19 protein-coding genes are annotated in these 19,548 nt (G+C 32.4%); all 19 read right to left on the minus strand.

Annotated elements, in window-relative coordinates; genetic code table 11:
• Positions 1-98: 98 nt before the first annotated feature.
• The 19 genes from NE665_RS17690 to NE665_RS17780 all read right to left on the minus strand — a co-directional run bounded on the left by NE665_RS17690 (position 99) and on the right by NE665_RS17780 (position 19,545).
• Complete coding sequence (locus tag NE665_RS17690) at positions 99-818, minus strand: PrgI family protein (RefSeq protein WP_256302589.1); 720 nt, start codon at positions 816-818, stop codon at positions 99-101.
• Between the two features lies 1 nt (position 819).
• Positions 820-1,695 (minus strand): hypothetical protein, encoded by an 876-nt coding sequence (locus NE665_RS17695; RefSeq protein ID WP_187426257.1) that lies wholly within the window; start codon positions 1,693-1,695, stop codon positions 820-822.
• Between the two features lie 57 nt (positions 1,696-1,752).
• Positions 1,753-2,094, minus strand: coding sequence for a DUF4134 domain-containing protein (locus tag NE665_RS17700; RefSeq protein WP_118654677.1), 342 nt, complete (start codon positions 2,092-2,094; stop codon positions 1,753-1,755).
• A gap of 135 nt (positions 2,095-2,229) precedes the next feature.
• Entirely contained in the window at positions 2,230-4,263 is a 2,034-nt protein-coding gene (locus NE665_RS17705; RefSeq protein ID WP_118654676.1) for a VirD4-like conjugal transfer protein, CD1115 family, read from the minus strand.
• Positions 4,264-4,265: 2 nt separating this feature from the next.
• Positions 4,266-5,534, minus strand: coding sequence for a hypothetical protein (locus NE665_RS17710; RefSeq protein WP_002610995.1), 1,269 nt, complete (start codon positions 5,532-5,534; stop codon positions 4,266-4,268).
• Positions 5,527-8,670 carry a CHC2 zinc finger domain-containing protein gene (locus tag NE665_RS17715; RefSeq protein ID WP_142691801.1) on the minus strand — a complete coding sequence of 1,048 codons (3,144 nt, stop codon included), beginning with the start codon at positions 8,668-8,670 and terminating at the stop codon, positions 5,527-5,529. The genes NE665_RS17710 and NE665_RS17715 overlap by 8 nt, the downstream gene beginning before the upstream one ends.
• Before the next feature lie 41 nt (positions 8,671-8,711).
• Entirely contained in the window at positions 8,712-9,572 is an 861-nt protein-coding gene (locus tag NE665_RS17720) for an LPD11 domain-containing protein (RefSeq protein ID WP_207732793.1), read from the minus strand.
• Between the two features lie 312 nt (positions 9,573-9,884).
• Positions 9,885-10,577, minus strand: a complete 693-nt coding sequence (locus NE665_RS17725; protein ID WP_118654674.1) for a hypothetical protein — start codon at positions 10,575-10,577, stop codon at positions 9,885-9,887.
• Between the two features lie 43 nt (positions 10,578-10,620).
• Positions 10,621-12,441, minus strand: a complete 1,821-nt coding sequence (locus NE665_RS17730) for a hypothetical protein (protein ID WP_207732794.1) — start codon at positions 12,439-12,441, stop codon at positions 10,621-10,623.
• 9 nt (positions 12,442-12,450) lie between these two features.
• A complete protein-coding gene (locus NE665_RS17735; RefSeq protein WP_187426259.1) occupies positions 12,451-12,990 on the minus strand; it encodes a hypothetical protein in 540 nt (179 codons plus the stop codon).
• A 13-nt stretch (positions 12,991-13,003) separates the two neighbouring features.
• The gene (locus tag NE665_RS17740) at positions 13,004-13,303 is read right to left on the minus strand and encodes a hypothetical protein (protein ID WP_256302590.1); all 300 of its coding nucleotides are present in this window, start codon (positions 13,301-13,303) and stop codon (positions 13,004-13,006) included.
• Positions 13,296-14,024, minus strand: coding sequence for a hypothetical protein (locus NE665_RS17745; protein ID WP_207732796.1), 729 nt, complete (start codon positions 14,022-14,024; stop codon positions 13,296-13,298). The genes NE665_RS17740 and NE665_RS17745 overlap by 8 nt, the downstream gene beginning before the upstream one ends.
• A 56-nt stretch (positions 14,025-14,080) precedes the next feature.
• Positions 14,081-14,710, minus strand: coding sequence for a hypothetical protein (locus NE665_RS17750; protein WP_118654672.1), 630 nt, complete (start codon positions 14,708-14,710; stop codon positions 14,081-14,083).
• 25 nt (positions 14,711-14,735) lie between these two features.
• On the minus strand, positions 14,736-15,554 hold the full coding sequence (locus NE665_RS17755) for a hypothetical protein (RefSeq protein ID WP_118654671.1): 819 nt from the start codon (positions 15,552-15,554) through the stop codon (positions 14,736-14,738).
• Positions 15,555-15,741: 187 nt separating this feature from the next.
• A complete protein-coding gene (locus NE665_RS17760; protein ID WP_207732797.1) occupies positions 15,742-16,710 on the minus strand; it encodes a hypothetical protein in 969 nt (322 codons plus the stop codon).
• A gap of 184 nt (positions 16,711-16,894) precedes the next feature.
• Complete coding sequence (locus tag NE665_RS17765) at positions 16,895-17,404, minus strand: opioid growth factor receptor-related protein (RefSeq protein ID WP_118654670.1); 510 nt, start codon at positions 17,402-17,404, stop codon at positions 16,895-16,897.
• Between the two features lie 35 nt (positions 17,405-17,439).
• Entirely contained in the window at positions 17,440-18,408 is a 969-nt protein-coding gene (locus NE665_RS17770) for a JAB domain-containing protein (RefSeq protein WP_118654669.1), read from the minus strand.
• Between the two features lie 124 nt (positions 18,409-18,532).
• Positions 18,533-19,342 (minus strand): hypothetical protein, encoded by an 810-nt coding sequence (locus NE665_RS17775; protein ID WP_118654668.1) that lies wholly within the window; start codon positions 19,340-19,342, stop codon positions 18,533-18,535.
• A 20-nt stretch (positions 19,343-19,362) separates the two neighbouring features.
• Complete coding sequence (locus NE665_RS17780; RefSeq protein WP_118654667.1) at positions 19,363-19,545, minus strand: hypothetical protein; 183 nt, start codon at positions 19,543-19,545, stop codon at positions 19,363-19,365.
• Positions 19,546-19,548: the final 3 nt, after the last annotated feature.

Genomic DNA, 19,548 nt, shown 5'->3' on the forward strand with positions numbered 1-19,548 from the left:
TTTAACTATAGTTCTTTTCAACATATTTACATTCACAATTTCAAAGATCGAATACTATATTTTCAAGTATTTTATATTTCATACTTTTTCATAAATTACTACTTGACTTTAATATAGTTGTCTTTCTCTATTGTTTCTAAATAGCCTTTTGCTTTTTCACCTAGACGGACAATATTTTCAATATCTTCTTTCGTAAGTGCATTTTCACTATTTTCCATAGTACGCTCTTCAATCAAGGCTTTCTTATTGGCATCTAAATCCCCATACCACTTCATTGCCTTTGCTTTTTCTTTGGCTTTCTTTCGCTCTATCTTCAATTCCAATTCCTTTTGTTTTTCCAATCGAGCCTTTTCTTTCTTTTGTTCTTTTTCCATCTTCATTAAAGCCTTTTTCTCTTTCTTCGCCTGTTTTCGTTCAGCTCTTGTCGGTTTTTTCGGCTTTTCGATTGTTTGAACAGATTCCTCTTTTTGTTTCTTACCTTTATTTTTCTTTGCTTCTTTTTCAGCTAATAACTCTTTTTCAGTCTTATACTCTAATGGCTTTCCGAAATCCAAATAGTGTCTTTTTAAGAAAGGTAGTAATCTATCGGCTGTCATTCCCTGCAATGTCAAAAAGCCACAAAGCATCAAAGGTAAACCCATGATAATGACAATCCAACTTGAAATCTCATCTCCCAATATAGGTGTTAAATATAAATAAGTAGGCACTGTAATAATTCCAGTTAAAACAAGAAACAACCATTGTCGAAAAGTAAATCCATAGTATTTTTCTGCCACTCCTGAAAGTTCTTTATGTGTTCTGATTCTAATATCATCCATACTATGCACCACTCCATTTCTCTGCTAACTGTGAAGATGTTGTTAAAGCTGTAGATAGAATACCGTTCATAAGAAGTATTCCAATCATTGCTCCAATTCCACCACCAAAAGTCGTTGTACTATTTTGCAAGTCTGCAATACCTAAAGCATAGATATGTACACAAAGTATCATTATCATTCCTTCAAACGCTAAGGCGACAGCATTCATAATAAATCGTTTCCCAGTTCCACTACCGTCTTCCCAAGTTCCAATCGCAAGTGGAATCGGTGCAAAGGCAAATGCCAAAACAATTTTTATTACTCGTGTAACGATTTGAGATATACACATAACAAATGTTCCAATTAAAGGAAGATAAATAATAATAAATACCACAAACAATACAAATGGCATGATACTCCAATTTATAATAGGGATTGTAATTCCACCTTCAGCAGTATCTATCAGTTCTTTAATCATTTCTCCAATAGAAAATTCTGTACCTGTTTGAAAGTTAATTGTGTTTATAACCGTATTCGTAAACTCATTTCCAATTTTCATAATCATATTTAAAAACTCATAGGAATAGGTAATTAGCATCTTGAATATCAAAAATCGTGCCACACTCATAATAATTCGCTCCCAAGAGATACGATCAATTTCCATTGCTTGTTTAATCAAGTCAATCATCACGAATACAGTTAATAAATTCAATCCTAATGATACAAACGCACTATTTAATATCTCTGCCAATGTTCCGAATTCAGATGCAGTAATTGTATTCCAATCACAAAATTCCTTGGCAGTTAATCCCATGTTTCCTAAATCAATATTAAAACCAAATAGTGAAAAAGCTATATCTAGTAACGATTGTGCAATTTCTCCTAATGAATCCCACATTGTTTTTCACTCCTTTCCTAAAAAGACAGGGCGAATATTTTTACTCGCCCATACATCTTATAAACCAAAAATATCAGGTGCTTGTGCAATGGCAATTAGCATAAATCCTGCCATTAAAGTCATTAACCCACGACTCTTTCCTTCAGCATCATCTCTTTGCCACCCTAATGCAAATAACACACCACCAACAAGTCCTACAACTCCACCAATCTTCATCAACCAGTCACACACGAAATCAATAAATTGGTCGATAGAATCCGTATTGGAATTGACTGCGAGTACATTTGTCATATTCAATACCATCATCATGGCTGTCGTATTTACGATAAGCCCTGCTTTTGCGACTTTTTCTCTTGTCTTTTTAGACATATTGTTTTTCATTGCTGTTAGTTTTTCCATTTCCATAATCCTCCTTCTTAACAACAAAAAAACAGGCACCTTGCCTGCATATAAAAAATGCTCCCCTTATTTCTATCCCTTCATTTCTAAGGGCATCACCCCTTTCAATAAAATATATAGAGTAGCTAAGATATGCTATTTTATATCGCTCCAAACAGCTTTCAGTTTTCCTTTTCCATATTTTGCTTCAAGCTGTGCTTCCGTTACTACTTTCATTTCAAATGGCTCTTGTACAGTGCAAGGAACTCCAATCGCTTTCATCAATTCTTGTTGTTGCTTTGTCTTTGACTTTCTTGGTTTCTTCATTTCCTGTAGATGATCGTACAGTTTCGCATGGTTTTCTTTCCATTCTTTTGTTTTCTTAAATTCAGGGTCTTTCGTACCATCCTGTTCTGTCCATGCTTCCCACATTTCTTTATAATCATCATGGCTCTTTAAGTCATATAATTCAGAATAGAAAGGTTTTGTTCCTGCCATTAACAAGATTCCATGTCCTGCTTCTAGTTCAGCTAATTCATCCATGGTTGCTAGTTCTCTACCATATACATCCCAGTTTTGAGAAGATGAACCTTGTCTTGAATAGGTTCGTCCTGAAGACTTTTTATACAATGTCTGCTTTCCTAACATGGTACTCATATATTCCAAAGTTTCTTTTGAACGAGAACCTAAGAAAAAGATGTAGTCACAACAGTCTAACGCTGTTTCCCATTCATCTTTATAGATTTTCTTTAACTGTGATAAAGACTGAAGAATAATGGTAATTCCACAATCCAAGCCACGACAATATGCCCAAAATTCCAAGAAACGATTGATAGCCCCTTGTTGTCTAAACTCATCCATGTAGATATTACATGGAGTTGCCAATCGTCCACCATTTGCTTGTGCATTTTGGTCGATTATTGTGAATATCTGTGAATACATGATATTCATCAAGAAGTTGAATGCATTGCTGTTAGGGTCAGAAATAATGAAATAGGCAACTCGTCCATGTTCTCCTTCATCAGCGTTTAATGGCATACCAATTCTATCTAATTCCATAGTGTCGTTATATGTCATTTCATCTACTTCACGCAAGTTGAAAGGAGCAAGTCGGGCTGATGCCGTCATAATAATAGTGGACATCATCTTTGGAGATTTTGCCGATACAACAAAATGTTTCCACTGTTTGATACCAATGTTATTAGGATCACGACTTTCCCATTCATCAAATAAGTTTCTAAGTTCTGAATTTCCTTCTTTGTCAGGTTCTCCCTTACGAATCAGTTCCATGATTTTTCTGAAATTTCGTTCTTCGATTGGATAATTGAAAATCACATAGTAAAACAATGCCTGTAAGAACACCATTTCTGCCTTTTCCCAAAAGGGGTCACCAGTATTGGATTCAATCGTTTCTGATTTTGTATTTTCCATAATCGTATTTATTAGATTCATGACATCATCTTCAGCAATATTTCGTCCTTCATCCATCAATTCTTGTACAATATCTTGACGGCTTTCATCACTATCTAGGTCTAACAAAAACGCTTCTTTTGGTAACTTACGAATATATTTCAATGGATTATAATGGTCGCTTCGCCATTTATCCTTGATATTTAAAACTCGAATATCATATCCTTTTTTCTTTAAGCTCATTCCTGTAGCCTTCAAAATTTCTTCTTTAGGGTCAGTAACGATAATTGTTTCAGCCATTGAATTTAAAATATTAGGAATTAACCAATATCTTGATTTCCCAGTTCCAGGTCTTCCTATCAAAGTGCAGTTTCGATTTCGTTTAGTCACTTTCATATTTTTAGAAAAGATTTCTGTCTTTGTGAATATCCAATTTTGATACATATCCTTTTCACGCATATCTTTCGTAAAATTAGGGTCATTCCATTTCGCACTACCAAACGCTTCTTCCTGCATATTCTTTTTATAAGAAGAATGTAGAGTTTCATAAATCATCCACGAAAATAACGCTAAAAATGAACCTATCATCAGTGTAAATTGATTAAAGATAAGAGGCTCAAATGAAAAAAATTGATCGCTTGCTTGGTTTAATACCTCAAACGACCACTCTCCATCATTCAATTCCACCAGTGTTCCTAATCGTAAGCCAAAATAAAACACAATCAGTAGTACAAGGACTACAATGACTGTGTTGCTTTTATATTCTCGTTTTACTTTCATATCTACTCATCCTCTTTATTTAACTCTAGGTCAAATTCATTCAATGAGCTTAAATCTTCTTGGTTTGCCATATCTTTTTCTGCCCACGAAATACTGTTTTCTTTATTTTCCATTTGTACGGAATCCTTGTTTAAATCTATGGACTGTTCTTGTTGCTTTAAGTCTTCGTGGGCTTGTTGGTTTTTTAATTTCATTTCCCTATCAATCATCTTTGTTTGATGTTCGGATACATGAATTTCGTAATTTCCATCTTCCTGCTTACGAGCAATATAATCATATCCCTCATATTTTTCTCGAAAATTTTTCATTTCTTCTTTTGGTACGATAGCGTGAATTGGTGCATCTCCATTTTTGAGATTTTGTAGCGTTTCGCCACCATTTGCCCCATATTCAATAATCTTATGCCCGTCTGTTCCCATGATTTCTTCCATACGCTCACGAGAACTTTTATGATAGACAACCATGACATGATCTTCATCTTGAAGTGTTGCACCAAAAACTTCTTGAGAACACATATCTTCATAATGCTCTACAAACTCTTCTTTTGTAATGATATGACGGCAGGTATCTGCATGAGGAAATTCAGCAATCATTCGATTTCCATATTCAATGCCCTCTTCCATTGATTCTACCGTTAATTCCATATCTTCCATCTTTAATTCAGGCACTAGGTTTTCGTCCATTTCTTTTTCAAATACACTGTTATCAAAATCCTTTGTCAATCGCATTTCTCGTATATCTGCCAACATTTCATTTAATGCATTCGAGTGTCTTTGATTGACGATAAAGATATATTTATTTTCAGCTGGCATCCTATTTTCCTGATTTACTAAGTTCTGATATTTATCAGCCTGCGATTCACAAAACTTGCCTAATAAAGAAAAACGCTCATATTTAACGGCTCTGTCTTTCCATTGTGCTAATTTAATATCATTCTTTGCCATTTTCTCTTGGTTATGAATAGAAATACCCCTTCGTATTTCTCGTCCTGATGGTTCTACTTCACGATAAGTTGCAAGTATTTCGGCTTCCCTTAATTTAGCAATCATGACCTTTGCTTCTTCTTTGGTAAGTTCAGGAGTATGGATCAGTGTTTTATTCGGTCCGTCCTTCTTGATAGCATTTAACGGATTCGCAAACATCTTGATGCCGTAAAGGGTAAGCATCTTTGTTAGTTTTGCCAACCCTTTAGTTGCTTTTGCTGAATACTTTACGGCTGTTCTTTCTATCGTTTCCCCTGAACGCTGAATATCCATTTTAGTATCATTCATACGATTTCACTTCCTTTTCTAATTCCTCTGTCGCTTCCATATTATCTATATCAATCGAACCTTTGGTAGATTCGTTATAAAGGTAGTCTATGTCTTTGGCACATACAAGTCCATTGAATTCCCCTGATTTTTTATAGGCAGAATATTCATGATATGGTGTAGATACCAAAGCAATCTGATTATCATTGATGCGTTCCAATTCCTTTTTATTGACTCGCACATATCCATAGGTACGGTCTTTAAAGATGGGTATCTGTACAAATCCATTCGATTGTTCCACCAACTTATTCTCATCTACGACAGCCCATACTTTCTTTCCTTCTGAAGATAAAAACATATCCAGTTCATTAAAAGAAATATTCCCTTTTAACTCCATTCCATCACTAACATCTTTTCCTACGGATATAGTAGAAATGGTTTTAAATTTGTCGATTCCCATCACTTCGGGTGTCACTTCAATATAACTTCTCCCTTCTACATAACGCACACTTGTTTTAGGAATAAACAAGGTATATCCCTGCATAGCACTTCGCACCATCAATGTACCCTTCTCATTGTTTAGAATCAAATGAACTGGAATACGATATTTTTGAAATTTCTGTACCATTTCCGTAGAACGAGAAGGTATATCCAATTTCTTTTTCATGATTGGATTTCCTTGCTGTTTCCTTTTTACAGGTGTTGATTGTAAGTTTTTATTCATTGCTAAATTTATGTCAATGGATTCTTTCTTCTTTGTCTTATCTTCCCAACGCTTCATCAAATCATTACAATTCCATGTTTCCTGCTGTTGCCCATCCGAACGATAAATCGCAAAGGTATCTTTCGTAGATACTGTTGCCACTAAAATTTCTCGATTTGCCGACCATTGTGTATCTTTTTTAGGGATATACATATATTTCTTCGCCATTGTATTAGGAATTCTAACAAAATAAGAATCGTCTGTTTCTCTTGTTATTAAGTTATGGTGGACAGTGAAAGTTCTCTCTTTAGATACTGTTTTCTCTTTTTGAATACTTTGTTCAACTTCTTGTTTTCCATTGCTTTTTTGTGGGGTTGCAATATTGTTCTTTGTCAATTTCAAACTTCCACCACTATTGTTGTAAAGGAGAATGGATTTAAAATCTTTTCCATCTACTGTCTTATATTTAGGGTCAATCGCAAACAACATAGATTTATCAAAAATAGAACTATAGGAGAAAACCGACATTCCTTCTTTTTTTCCAATCCACTTCATCTCTAAGGCTTCTAATAAGAATTTTGCATTATCAGAACCTTCTATATCAATGATACCTGCTAACTCCTGATATTTATTAACGATATACAATTCATCAATATGTTCCAATTCTAATTTTTCATTATCGGAAAATGTCTTTTCAAACTGCTTAACCACCAATCGCTTCTGTTCCATGTTCAGCTTCATTTGTGCCTTCTGTCCAATCGTATTCTTTACGAATGTTTTATTAAAAACATTTTCATGCTTGAATTTATGTATCGTTTCATAGCGTAGCCATTGTTCATCATTTGTCATGGTATCCTGCACTAAAGCAGAAATCAACACCCTGTCTAGTTCAGGAGATAGGTATCGTGTAGGGTCTTCATGAAAACGATTCAAGATGTTTTGACGGATTCGATCATAATTCTTCTGATAGAATTCCACCATTGTTTTATCCCCAGTTCGATTTACATAGGTATTGACATTATTGATAATGTATCGTTCCATCAGATTGACCTGAAACTGAAAGATTGGATTTGTCTTTTCTTCCAATGACATGGCATGGATAATATCATCCACTTCTTCTTTGGAATAGGTAGAATGTTTTACTACATAATCTTTGAAGTTCATTTCATCATAAGAAGTTTTAATCAGCTCCTCTTTTTTTGCTTCCTCATAGGCTTCTTTAATTGTTTCGGAATTGAATTCCTTATTCTCAAAATATTTGTTTTCCATAAGGAATTGAAAACCTGATACTCGTGCTTTTTCTAAATCATGTTCTACTGCTCCTGCATTGGCAAAATCCCATAAGTCCTTACTATCTTTCTCTTCTGTCAGCTGTAGATTTTCTTTTACTTTATTTAGATCTATCACACTCACACGGAATCGCTTGTTCATGAGTTCAGGTATCTCTTTTACCATAGCTTGTCTGCCTGCATTATCATTATCACGCATCAGCACGATTTCACAATCTAGCCTGCGTAACATGGCAATCTGCTCTTTGGTAAAAGAAGTTCCCATGGTAGCAACGATATTACGAATATTCATCTTATTACCACCTGCGACATCCATAAATCCTTCTACTACATAGATCTTATCATTGTAGGCATAATTTTTTGCGACATTAAAATTATATAAGTGATTGGATTTCATGAATATATCTGTATTTCTTCCATGTAGATATTTAGGTTCTTCTCCATGAATCGCTCGCCCACTAAAGGTAACGGTATTTCCTCGCTCATCCATCACAGGAATTAAGATACGATTCCCAAAGACTGGATGATAGTTTCCTTGTTCATCTTCTCGAATAAACCCTGTTTTCAACAAATATTCTAATGGAAATGACTTTTTATCAATCCATTGTTGTATCTGCTCATAAGAAATATAGCCAAATTGTAATTCCTGAATTAAGTCTTTTGTAAATCCACGATTTAGAAGATATTGTTTTGCTTTCGTATTCCCTAAACTTGTCAAATTGTAATTGGCAATCTCTTTGATTTTATTCAGCGTATTTAACAAGACTCGTTCATGCTCTGAATAGATACGAGAATTATGAGAATATTGTGCATTTAATGAATTTTGGTTGTTTTGTTCTTTTGGAATATTCAAATGACAAATATCAATTACTTTATTCATGGCATCCCGTACTGTAAAGTTACGATTTCCTAATACTTTGTTTTCATACTTCTGAACAAAAGAAATTGCATTTCCACTTTCATTACACACAAAACATTTCCAAATCTTGTCGTCACGGATACTCAAGGATGGGTCGTGATCGTCATGAAAAGGACAAACTGTTTTAAAATCTTTCCCTTTCTTAACAATCTTTAAACCATATTCTTCCATGACTTCACGAACGCTTGCTTGATTGATAATCATCTGATATTTTTGTTGAAACATAGAGTTTTGTTGTTCTGCCATTTTTCCACCTACTTTCTTTTAAAAAAATAGGAAGTCACTTCCTATTTCTCTATATCTTCCATTTCTTCTTCAAGTTCTATATCTGTTTCTTGTTTTTTTTCCATCAATGTACAATTATCCAATACATAATCCAATTCATCCAACATTCCTTGAATTTCTTTTGCATCTTCTACAAGTTCACTAGGCGAAGGTACATTCATGCGATTGTCATCAACAGTTCTTGCTTCTAACCACATGGCAATATGTTCCTCTTGATCAAAATTCATTGCATACTCACAAATTTGTTCGACTGCTTTTTCTAATGACTTATCATGTTGAATACAAAAAACAAAATCTTCTCCTGCTGGCGAATATTGTTCAATTTCCCATGAAGTTCCACCATCATAGATTTTCCAATCATGAGCTTCGAGTAAATCTCTTAAATCGTCCAAAGATTTCAATGTTGTCATTTTCGCTTCATAACGGAGAATATCTTTATACGATAACCATTCAGGTTTAATTGGTACTTGATTATAGTATCGTTTCATTGCGTGAATGTGGTCTTGAACTGTGTCAGCCCATAAATTCCTCTCGCTTCGTTGTCCATAGCCTAAGTAATACTCACAATCTTGTTGTAATCGACCTAACATCATATATTCATGTTGATACGAACCATCAATCATCATCTGCATTTCATTCGATAAACACATTCCATATTCATCTATTTCATTGAACGACATTTCAGGAACCATATCATACAATTCTAATAATAAATCATCATCATAAACGATTTCGTCATTTTCTACTTTCTTGTAATGTTTGTCAATCACAAGTTTTATCAATTCCTGTACCTTGTCATTTCCATATACTTCAGGAATTTTCTCCTGCAAATCTTCAAAAAATCTTTCCTTATCAAATCTCATTTTATTTACCTCTGTGTTCTTCCTTCTTTATTTTCAAATCTTCTTTAACTGCATAATTATGATTTTGTTATTTACCATCTATCTTCTGTAATATCTAATTCATATTCTTCCACATCTTCTTTTACTTCATCTAGTTGTGTTTCTGAACCATAAGATTTGTTTTTTGATAAATCTTGTTCAACTTGATTTTTCGTAAAACATTGTCTATCATATGAAGTAGATAGAGCATTTATAAGGTTTAAGAGCAATTAGAGCTTGGCAGACTTTATAAATGCTCTATTTTTTCGTTTACAAAAAATAGGAAGTCACTTCCTATTTTTCAATTTCATCCAAATCTTCTTCTAAATCCATACCATAAGTTTCTTCTATACAACCTTTTTCTTTTGCCAAGTCTTGTTCAACTTGACTTTTATTGAAACTTGCCCTAGTATAATAATTAGACAGGGCATATGTAAGACCTTTGGACAATTGGAGTCCTCTAGATTTTACATATTGCTCTGTTTTTTTGTTTGTGTAAAAAGTTTTATCATTCTCATATGAACGATTTAATAATTGTTCTAATTTTTCTTTTTCGTAAATGGATGTAATTTCATTCAACAGAAGATTTCCACCCATATCTTTGTTTTCTCTACAGATTGCAATCATTGGAAATCCATCATCATCTACTTCATCTAATAAAATAATCTTACTTGTATCGTGTTGGTAACTATCAAATGCCAACACGCTTTCTTTTAAATACATTTCACAGTTACTGACAAACTCATACCCTATATCATGCTTTTCTCTAAGTTTAATAACTGTTGATACATTCATGACTAATGGATTATCTGTAGCAAAATCTTCTATGTAATCCAGTGAGTGTGTACTGTCTGCAACTATCAATGGGTATCGTGTATCATAGATACCACTCATCAACTGAATCAACTGTTTATCAAAAGAAGTAATCGTACCATCTTCATGAACAATATTCTTATTGATTTTTCTCAATGTATCTATCTTTGTCATTCATTAACACCTTCTTCCAAATAAAAAAATAGGAAGTCACTTCCTATTTTTCAACTTCATCCAATTCTTCAAAATCATCTTCTATATTTTTAATTTCTTCATTTTGTATGCCAATCTCTTTATCACTTAATTCAATTAGCTTATTTTGTACCATTTCAATTTCTGATGAATTTTTGATTACATCTTCTAGTTCCACCCATTCTCCAAGATACAGTTTGCTACCTTCTTCTTTTTCAAACTTTTCTAACGAAAACCTTGGTTCTTCCTTTCCGGTTTCTTGTACGATTTGAATGATGTAAAAATGATCCTTATTGTGAATATCTGTGAGAAAATAATTATGCCATTTTAAACAACCTTCTCCATTGTCTTTTGAATCTAAATTGATTTCAAATGTACAACTATTAAATGAAATTAGATTTTTATCTATGCTTTGAGATTTCTCTTTTGCAAATAAATCAAGAAATGCTCCATGAAAAGTGGCAACTGGTTCGCCATGCTCATCTGCCTCTTTCCAATCATCCCACATTTCAACAATAGAATACATATCATGTACTCCTGCTTCTTTGATTGATTGAAGGTCACGAGAGAGTTCGTCTAAGTCTTCCTGTGCATATGTTTTATCTAAGAATTCTTCAGGCTCTAAAAACCATGTATGATTATCAGAGGCTTTCGCCACTTTTACCATATCTTGAATAATCTTTCCATAATCATTCGGATTAATTAATAGTGTTTTTTGTTTTTCAGCATTTAAACCATCTAATTTATCCATGATATCCTTTTTAGAATATGCTCCAAAGTATTCTCCATCTTTACTCCAAATTTCAAAATCCTCAGATAATCTTAATTCTTTATCAGGATACCCATAAATCGTTCCTGTTACGAGTCCATAGTCAAAGTCTTTGAGAAATTCTCCATTTTCATACTCTTCAGCAAGATGGACATTCAATCCATTTTGTTTCATATACACATAAAGCTCATACTCATATTTTTCAGTACCAAGTGGTGCTTTATGTTCTTTATTGAATTTTACAATTTTATCGTAAACTTCCTGCATATCCTTTAAGGATTGCTGAAACACTTGTTTTCTATTTTCTGATTCTTGCTTTTCTTTCGATTTATCAACCTGTTGCAATGTATCCTTGGATGCTTCCATTTGTTTATCAATTTGATGAGATAAAACTTGTCTTCTATACAAGGCATCTCTAAATACTTGAAATTGCCTTTCATTTTTTAAATCTTCAATAACCTGTTCATAAGTTGTAGGATACCACACAGTACTTCCATCTGCACTTTCTCGTATAACCATGATATATCCATTTTCAACTTGTAAAATTTCTTCCTCGATACATTGACGAATGATAAAACGAATTTCTCGTTCTTTTTCTAAATCATTTAAATTCCAATTTAAATGATTATCTTGAATATATTGATTCCAACCAATCCATTTTTCGTTTGGTGCTTCTTTTACACCCCTTGCTGTAATTTCAAGATAAGATTTTCCAATTCTTTTTCCATCCATATCTTCTTGATAAATAGCAACTGCATATCCCATTAAATTATTGATAGCAATTCTACCAATTAAAGTTTCTATATCATCTAACACATCTTTATCTTGAATATAATATAAATGATTATTTCCAATATTATTAGGAGTAGTATAATCCTTAGTTATTTCAAATTGATAAGGTTCTAAATATTCATTAAGTAACTGCCTTGTTTTTTCTTGGTCAATTCCCTTACCACCCCAACTAGAAGTTTCTAAAACAGATTGATTTCTACCAATAAACTTTAACAAGTCTTCACTTTCCATTAAACCACAAAATTCAACAATTCGTTTATTACTGGATGTCAATCTTTTCTCCATTTTAACCACCTACATTTCAATTTCATCTAAATCTTCTTCGATTTCATTCATTTCTGTAGATATTTCTTCCTTCCGAATACCAAACAATTCAATATCTACTCGATCTTCTAAATTTTTAAACACATCAAAATGCTTATCAATAATTTGACAAGCCTCTAGTTCACTATCTGTTAAATTATCTCGTATCCAAATCGTGCTACATTGTCCATTACAATCAAATTCAATCAAATTATAATTACCCTTATACGAATCTAAAAATTCTTTTACGATTTCTTTTTCTTCTTCACTAAGTTCATCCATATCCGTATATGATAAATCTTCTTTTAGCTGTTCTAAATCTTTATTGAGTAATGCATTACACTCCAAACAGCAGTCACCAAAAATTCGATTTCCTGTCAATTTCATTTTGAATTGCTTTAAATCTTTTATCACATCATATACAATGTCTGAATCAAAGATTTTTAACTGTGTCGGACAATAATCATCCAACAATAATCCTATAAAATGTCTTAAATCTTGTGCATAAGTAAAATCATATGTATCCTTCATGTTTTTCTATCTCCTATTTTTCAAGTTCATCTAAGTCCTCTTCTATTTCACTTTCTTTATCAAAATTGATTGTTTCATGTTTTAATGCTTCTCTTGTGAAATATTCTTCTTCAGGACTCTTGTGATAAATAAGTGTTTCTTCTGAATCGTTTAAAACGATTTCTACAGCTTCTTTTTCATCAATATATTCCATTGTCTTAAATGCATCTTTTACATCCTGTACAGGATAATAATCACTCAATCCTTGCTCTCTACATATTTCTGTTGCCCATACTTTTAAAACAACATCTGCATTTTTATATTTCTTATTCACGAATTCCAAATTGAAATGAAATTGCATGATTTTTTTCCTGCATTTGAGATTCCCTTTTTTCATTTTCATAAACGACATTCAAACATTTTTCAGAATATCTATCTACATCAAAATTTACCAAATCTTCTAAACTAATATATTTCTTGCCATCTACTCCAAGGATATTTACATTACCTTGTTGAAAGTCTTTTAGATATTCCATTTTTAAGAAATCATTTAATTCCATACCTGCTGTGAAAATGTACTTATTCCCTATCTTATTGATTTCATTACCATCTATCCATTCATCAAATAAGGTGTCAGGATACTGCCAATCAACAGCATCAAATAAATGACTGGAAATTTCTTCCTGATAATTAGTAAGTACCAAGAAGTCCTTATGGCTATATCCATTGTCTTTTTCTGCTTCTTTTACGCTATCTGCCAATTCTTCAAGAGTGAATTCATTTTTATTATAGTGGTTAATCGCCTCTTGGATTTGTTTCTTATATTCCTCATATCCATATTCAGAAATATAACTGGTTTCATAGACATCACGATTATAGGCTTTAAAATTCTTATACCCATACCCTTGTTCCAAGTGTCCATCAAGAATGAAATCTATCTCTACTTTTTGTTCATCATTTCGTAATCGAATCTTTTCTCCTGCATCAGCTTCCTCACGATTTACTTCCATAGGAAATATTTCTTGTAATTGCTGTAATACTGTTTTTTCTAACATTTCTCCACCTACTTTCTTTTTCCTTACTATGTAAAAAAAGAAATGCGACCAAGTAATCACATTTCTATATCTTGTGTAAGTAAAAATTCATAAATATCAAATGGTTGTTCATCTTCCCATGATACAAGTGATTTATAACGCTTTTTCTTATCTTCCACGAATGCTGAAACACTGTATCCATCAATTTCATTATTATTCCAAACTTTATCGCCTTTTTCCAAAGGATATAATCCATGATCTGCAAAGAAAATTCTTCCATCTTTGTTACAAATCAACCAATCATATCCAACCCTATTCATGTTATATAATTCTTGAATTGCTCCTTTTGATAACTTGTTTCCTTTATAAATACATTTTTCATGTTTCTTTGAATATTCATCAAAATAGGATTCATTTGTATAATCATGCTCATGGAATGAATTTAACAAAAATGTCCAAAATAAATTTTTAACCTCGGATGGAAACATATCCATAGTTATCAGTTCACTTTCTTTTTCAAAATGAGAGTATCTCCAAATTTTATTTTGTAAATCCAGTAAACATTCTTTTTCATCTTTTATATCTGCTTTTAAGTTTAGATTCTGTGCTTCTATTTCCGAGTATCTTTCCATTTGTTTTGATAAGACTCCCATTAACTGATTAAAATCCTCTTTCTTAAATTTCATCCAAACTCTATCTTTTCTCATATTCCTCTACTTTCTAAGATATGTTTTATATTTCCATATCCATTTCGTCTAAATCTTCTTCAATTTCTTCATATTCTACATCCATTTTCTGTTTCACTATTGGATGCTCTTTTAAATATATTTCACGCTCTTTTTCGTGTTTTTCATACATTTGTTCTAGCATTTCTAAATCAGGCAATGTCGCCATATATTCAGGATTGTTGTATCCTAACTCATTGACAAGATAATCACATCTTTCCATAAGTTCTTGGATATATGTATAAAAGATAGGTGCTTTTCTTTTATCTTTTAGATCACGATTGATATACCATGACACATTCTCAATCTTATCTTTTTGATATAAGATTCTACCTTGTAAATCCATCTTATCTTCATAAGGTAGAGTAAGAGTATAGAAATATCCATTCAAACCACTATACCAATGTTCTGAAAATATCATTTGACTACCATCATGTTGTTTCACTGGTTCTGTTAGCAAATATAGATTTTTTCTAACTCTTGGTTTGTTGTCATATTCAACAACAGGATAACTTTCTTTATCAGCTTTCATTCTGTCAAAAGAGTCTTTCCGTTTTTGATATGTATCCACAATCAGTTGTTTTGCTTCTTTCTCTGTTTTAAATTGATAAATGAACCCATTTTTATAAACACGATTGTTTGGTAAAAGCCCTATAAAGTTTTCTCCCTTATAATTCGGCTTTTGTACAGTCCATTCATAATGATAGCCAAGTGTATAACCATCAATGAATTGACTTTCTAAATCTTCCTTAGATATATAATAGACATCTTTGGGCTTTTCTAGTTCTTGTTCATCCAAAAAATCAAACAATCCCATTTGTTCCATTTACTCCACCTTCTTTCAAAAAAAGGAAGTGACTTCCTTTTTTTATTTTTAGTATGTTTAGTACCTGTACAAAATTACAGGTTGTGAATCATCAGTCATATAGGCTTTAGACTCACATTTTCTTATCTTGAATTTTCTAAAAAACTCAAGAAGTTAGGACTTTGGTCTTCCCTTTTATATAGTTTTTTTAAATTTCTATATCATCATGGTCGAAATCATCTTGTTCTATTTCATCAAAGTTTTTATCTGCTTTAATCATGCTATGATAAGTATCCTCTGTAGCAAGTTTCAGTTCTGTTTCTATTGTATTGGAATAGGTATCAATGATTTCTTTGGATGAATATCCGTTATCGAAACTTACAATCGTTTGTTCTTTGCCGTTTTCAGGGTCATAGATACGATACAATCCTTCAACTTTGCCATCTCCAATTTCAACAGAGAAATCAGCATACCCTTTTAACTCTCCAGTTTTATAGACTTCCAGTTGCACAATTTGAACATTATCTATTTTTGCATTCTCAAGTCTTTCTCCTGTTCTCCAATCATATCCTCTTTTTTCTGCTATTCTTCTAGCTGCCTGAACGGATGGATTATCGGAATGCCCTTGTGCTTTATCTAAAGTTCTTTCTATCAGCGTTTTGGGAATAATTTTCCCCTCTTTAACTAATGTATTATATTCTTTAATTGCTTCGCTTCTTTTTTTCGCATACTCCATTCGTTGTTTGTTGGCATCACTATAAAATTTTCTTGCTCCTCGTTGTGTTTTTAGTTGTCGATTAGAACGAAGTTTATCATCTAAAAAATCACTAATTGGAGAAGACAATCCTTTTTCTCCTAAAAACTCTTCCAAACTCTTTTTTATAGCTTCATATCTTACTTCAGGTATTTCTATTTCTCCAAATTGCATCTGTAACAAGACTGGTCTTAATTCCTTTTCTAAATACTCTGTATCAGGTACTAAATCCAAGAAATTACCAATGGTAAATACTTTAACAGTATCCATATCATCCACTAATGCGTAATTGGAATTAAAATCAGCCGATACGACAAAAGCTGAAATGTTTTCAGGTGTATCTTCAATACGACCAATAAACTCATTACTTACCACTCTAAATTCATTGCATTTATATACAGAGAGATAACTCTGATTTTTCATAGAGAAACCACCTTTCTTTGCATAAAAGAAAAGAGCCACCATTTCTGATGACTCCAATAAAAAAAGCACCTACTATTTTTTGTAAGTACATTTTGATTTACTTTATAGTTTTCACACGAATTCTACTATACTCATTTTAGCACTTTCTTTGTGAAATGAAAATGCAAAAATAAGGAAATTCAACTTACTTTCTTATCTTTAGCTCCATCCATATTGATCGAGTTATTTTTGTAAAACAATCTACTTCACTTACTAACTCAATCAAAAAATCCAATAGCATTTCTGCATATGTTTCCAACCCAAATAATCGCAAACTTTTAATAATCCTTGTCAATCGTAAGTGGTTGTGATTTTTTACAACTAACCATACCTTGCTTCTTTCCTCAAAAGAATTATTTTTTTCAATTTTGTTTTCTACTTCATTTAATCTTAATCCATAGAATTCTAACATTCTTTGAAAAGACATTATCATATTATACTGAATAATCTCATCCTGTTTCGCCATTTCTAATTCATACTCTTTTAGAGCAGGAGCGACAAATGGATGATGAAAACTCCTTTTATCTAATGGAAACATCCATTGTATGTAATTATGTGTTTCTTCTAGCCATTGGTTATCAGCTTCCCAATAATCAAATAAGTATCTTCCTTTATTGTCTTTTTCTTTACCTTGTAAAAATCCCAATATTGTCATGATATACCTCTTTCTAAAAAATAGGAAGTCACTTCCTATTTTTCAATTTCATCTAGTTCTAAATTTTGTTCTTCATGATTGAATTCAATAAATTTACCTTGCTTAATTTCTCCAACGATCATAGATGGTTCAATATACGGAAAAATCACTTGCCGTTCAGAATTTCTTTTTTCATAAATTGAATTCCATATACTTTCCATTTCATTTGGATATTGATACGCATAGATTTCATCAGCAAAATTATAAAAGTCAGTTTCTAAACAAAGTTCACTAGGAATATCCAGTACATAAATTTTAGAATCATCTGTTTCTTTTCCTATCATATGACAGGCTCTTTCAATTGCCTTATCCATATCTTTTGTTTTTAATTTGGAAAAGCCCCAAAAGAAAGATGAATAATCTGTTTCTTTCATTCGATTATAATCATCAAATAATCGCCTATAAATTGGTAATGCCTCTTGATAATTACATCTATCTTTATCTGCATACACCTTTTTCGACACATCTAAATCCGAAGACTGAATCGTTAATACTCTTGTTATTTTTTCAGCTTTTCGCTTTGAAGTATCGTATGGTTTCGTATATTCGCCACGAATTGAATAATAGTTTTCTTTTCCAATGATGATATGATCTAAAAATTGAATGTCCATAATCTCACAGGCTCTTTTAATTTTTTCAGTAATTTGAAAATCTTCTTGACTTGGTGTGCTGTTTCCTGATGGATGATTATGATACATAATAATTCCACAAGCATTTGACAACAATGCCGATTTCATCACGCTTTTTACATCTACTATCGAACTATCTAAACCACCAACAGATACAATATGAGCATTTAACACACAATTATTTGCATCTAAATTTAATGTCATGCACATTTCTCTATCCAAGTCCTGCATCTCTTCTAAAACAAAATTCACAGTATCTATTGGTTTCTTAATTGGCTTATCATAGTCGATTTCTCGCTCCTTTACTAATCGAATTCCAACAACATCTATCTTCATACCTAATCTTCTTTCTTAATAATTCTAATGCCTTCATCATCTATCACTAATTCTTCATCCGACTTTAATGATTGTAGAATTCCTTTTAAATCCTTTCCTGTCATTTCACTTTCATTATTCATTCTCATAACTCCTTGTCGATTTCTTCTAACTCCATCTCTATCGTTTCATTTTCTTTTTGTGAAAGTTCCTGATGATAGTTTTCCAAAAAAGTATGTACTTCTAAAACTTCATCTTTAAACCACTTCAAATCATCAATCACATCATCTAAAACAAGTCCTTGTCCATAATGCTCTACATTTGCATAATAACTCAATTCTTCAGCTACACTATATTCATTTCCATACTCATAAATTGCATCAAGAAATTCTTCAACACTTTCCTGTTCATGGACAGCATCAAAGTGTACACCAAGTTCTAAACCATTTGGTGCTGTTTTATGGAAGTAAATACCTTCATCATCATGCTTTATATTCCAACCTAAATGCACAGCGTGACCCAATAACAAGAGAATCTGATGTTCCCTATCTTCTTCCACCTCTTTTTCATCACTGTATTCTTTGACTAAATCTTCTGTAGTTCTTCCACCTTCATACCATGCAATAACATCACTGCTGAATATCTTTCCTTCATTATGGAATAATTGGTTCGTATTCTTATCATAATCAATAATACCTTTATCCCATTCTTCCAAAGTCTTTTCAAAATACTGTAGTATTTCTTCTCCTAGTAAAGATATATTTTCTTTGTTTAATAGCTCTGTTCCATGAAGATTTGGATATACATTCTCCTCGATTTCCTTTTGTTCGTGGTTTACTTTATCTTCCAAAGATTCAAGGTCGATTCCCCTGTTTGTCATATCTTCCACTATAGTGTCATGATACCCACAGAAATCAAGTACTTCCTTCAATTCATAAAGTGTTTTTAAATTCATCTCGCCAACCTCTTTCTATTTTATATACCAAAGAAACCAATCAATACGACACCCACGATTGTTACCACAATCCATTGTCTTGTCTTTTCACGATATGTTTCATAGGATATATGATGCTCTCGTTTCTTCACATCTAATTTATAGATATTCCATATCGCACATCCACAACAAACCAATCCCAATCCTGTAAATACTATCTTCATTGT

It is taken from the genome of Clostridium sp. DFI.1.208 (assembly GCF_024463855.1).
Taxonomy (GTDB): Bacteria; Bacillota_I; Bacilli_A; order Erysipelotrichales; family Erysipelotrichaceae; genus Clostridium_AQ.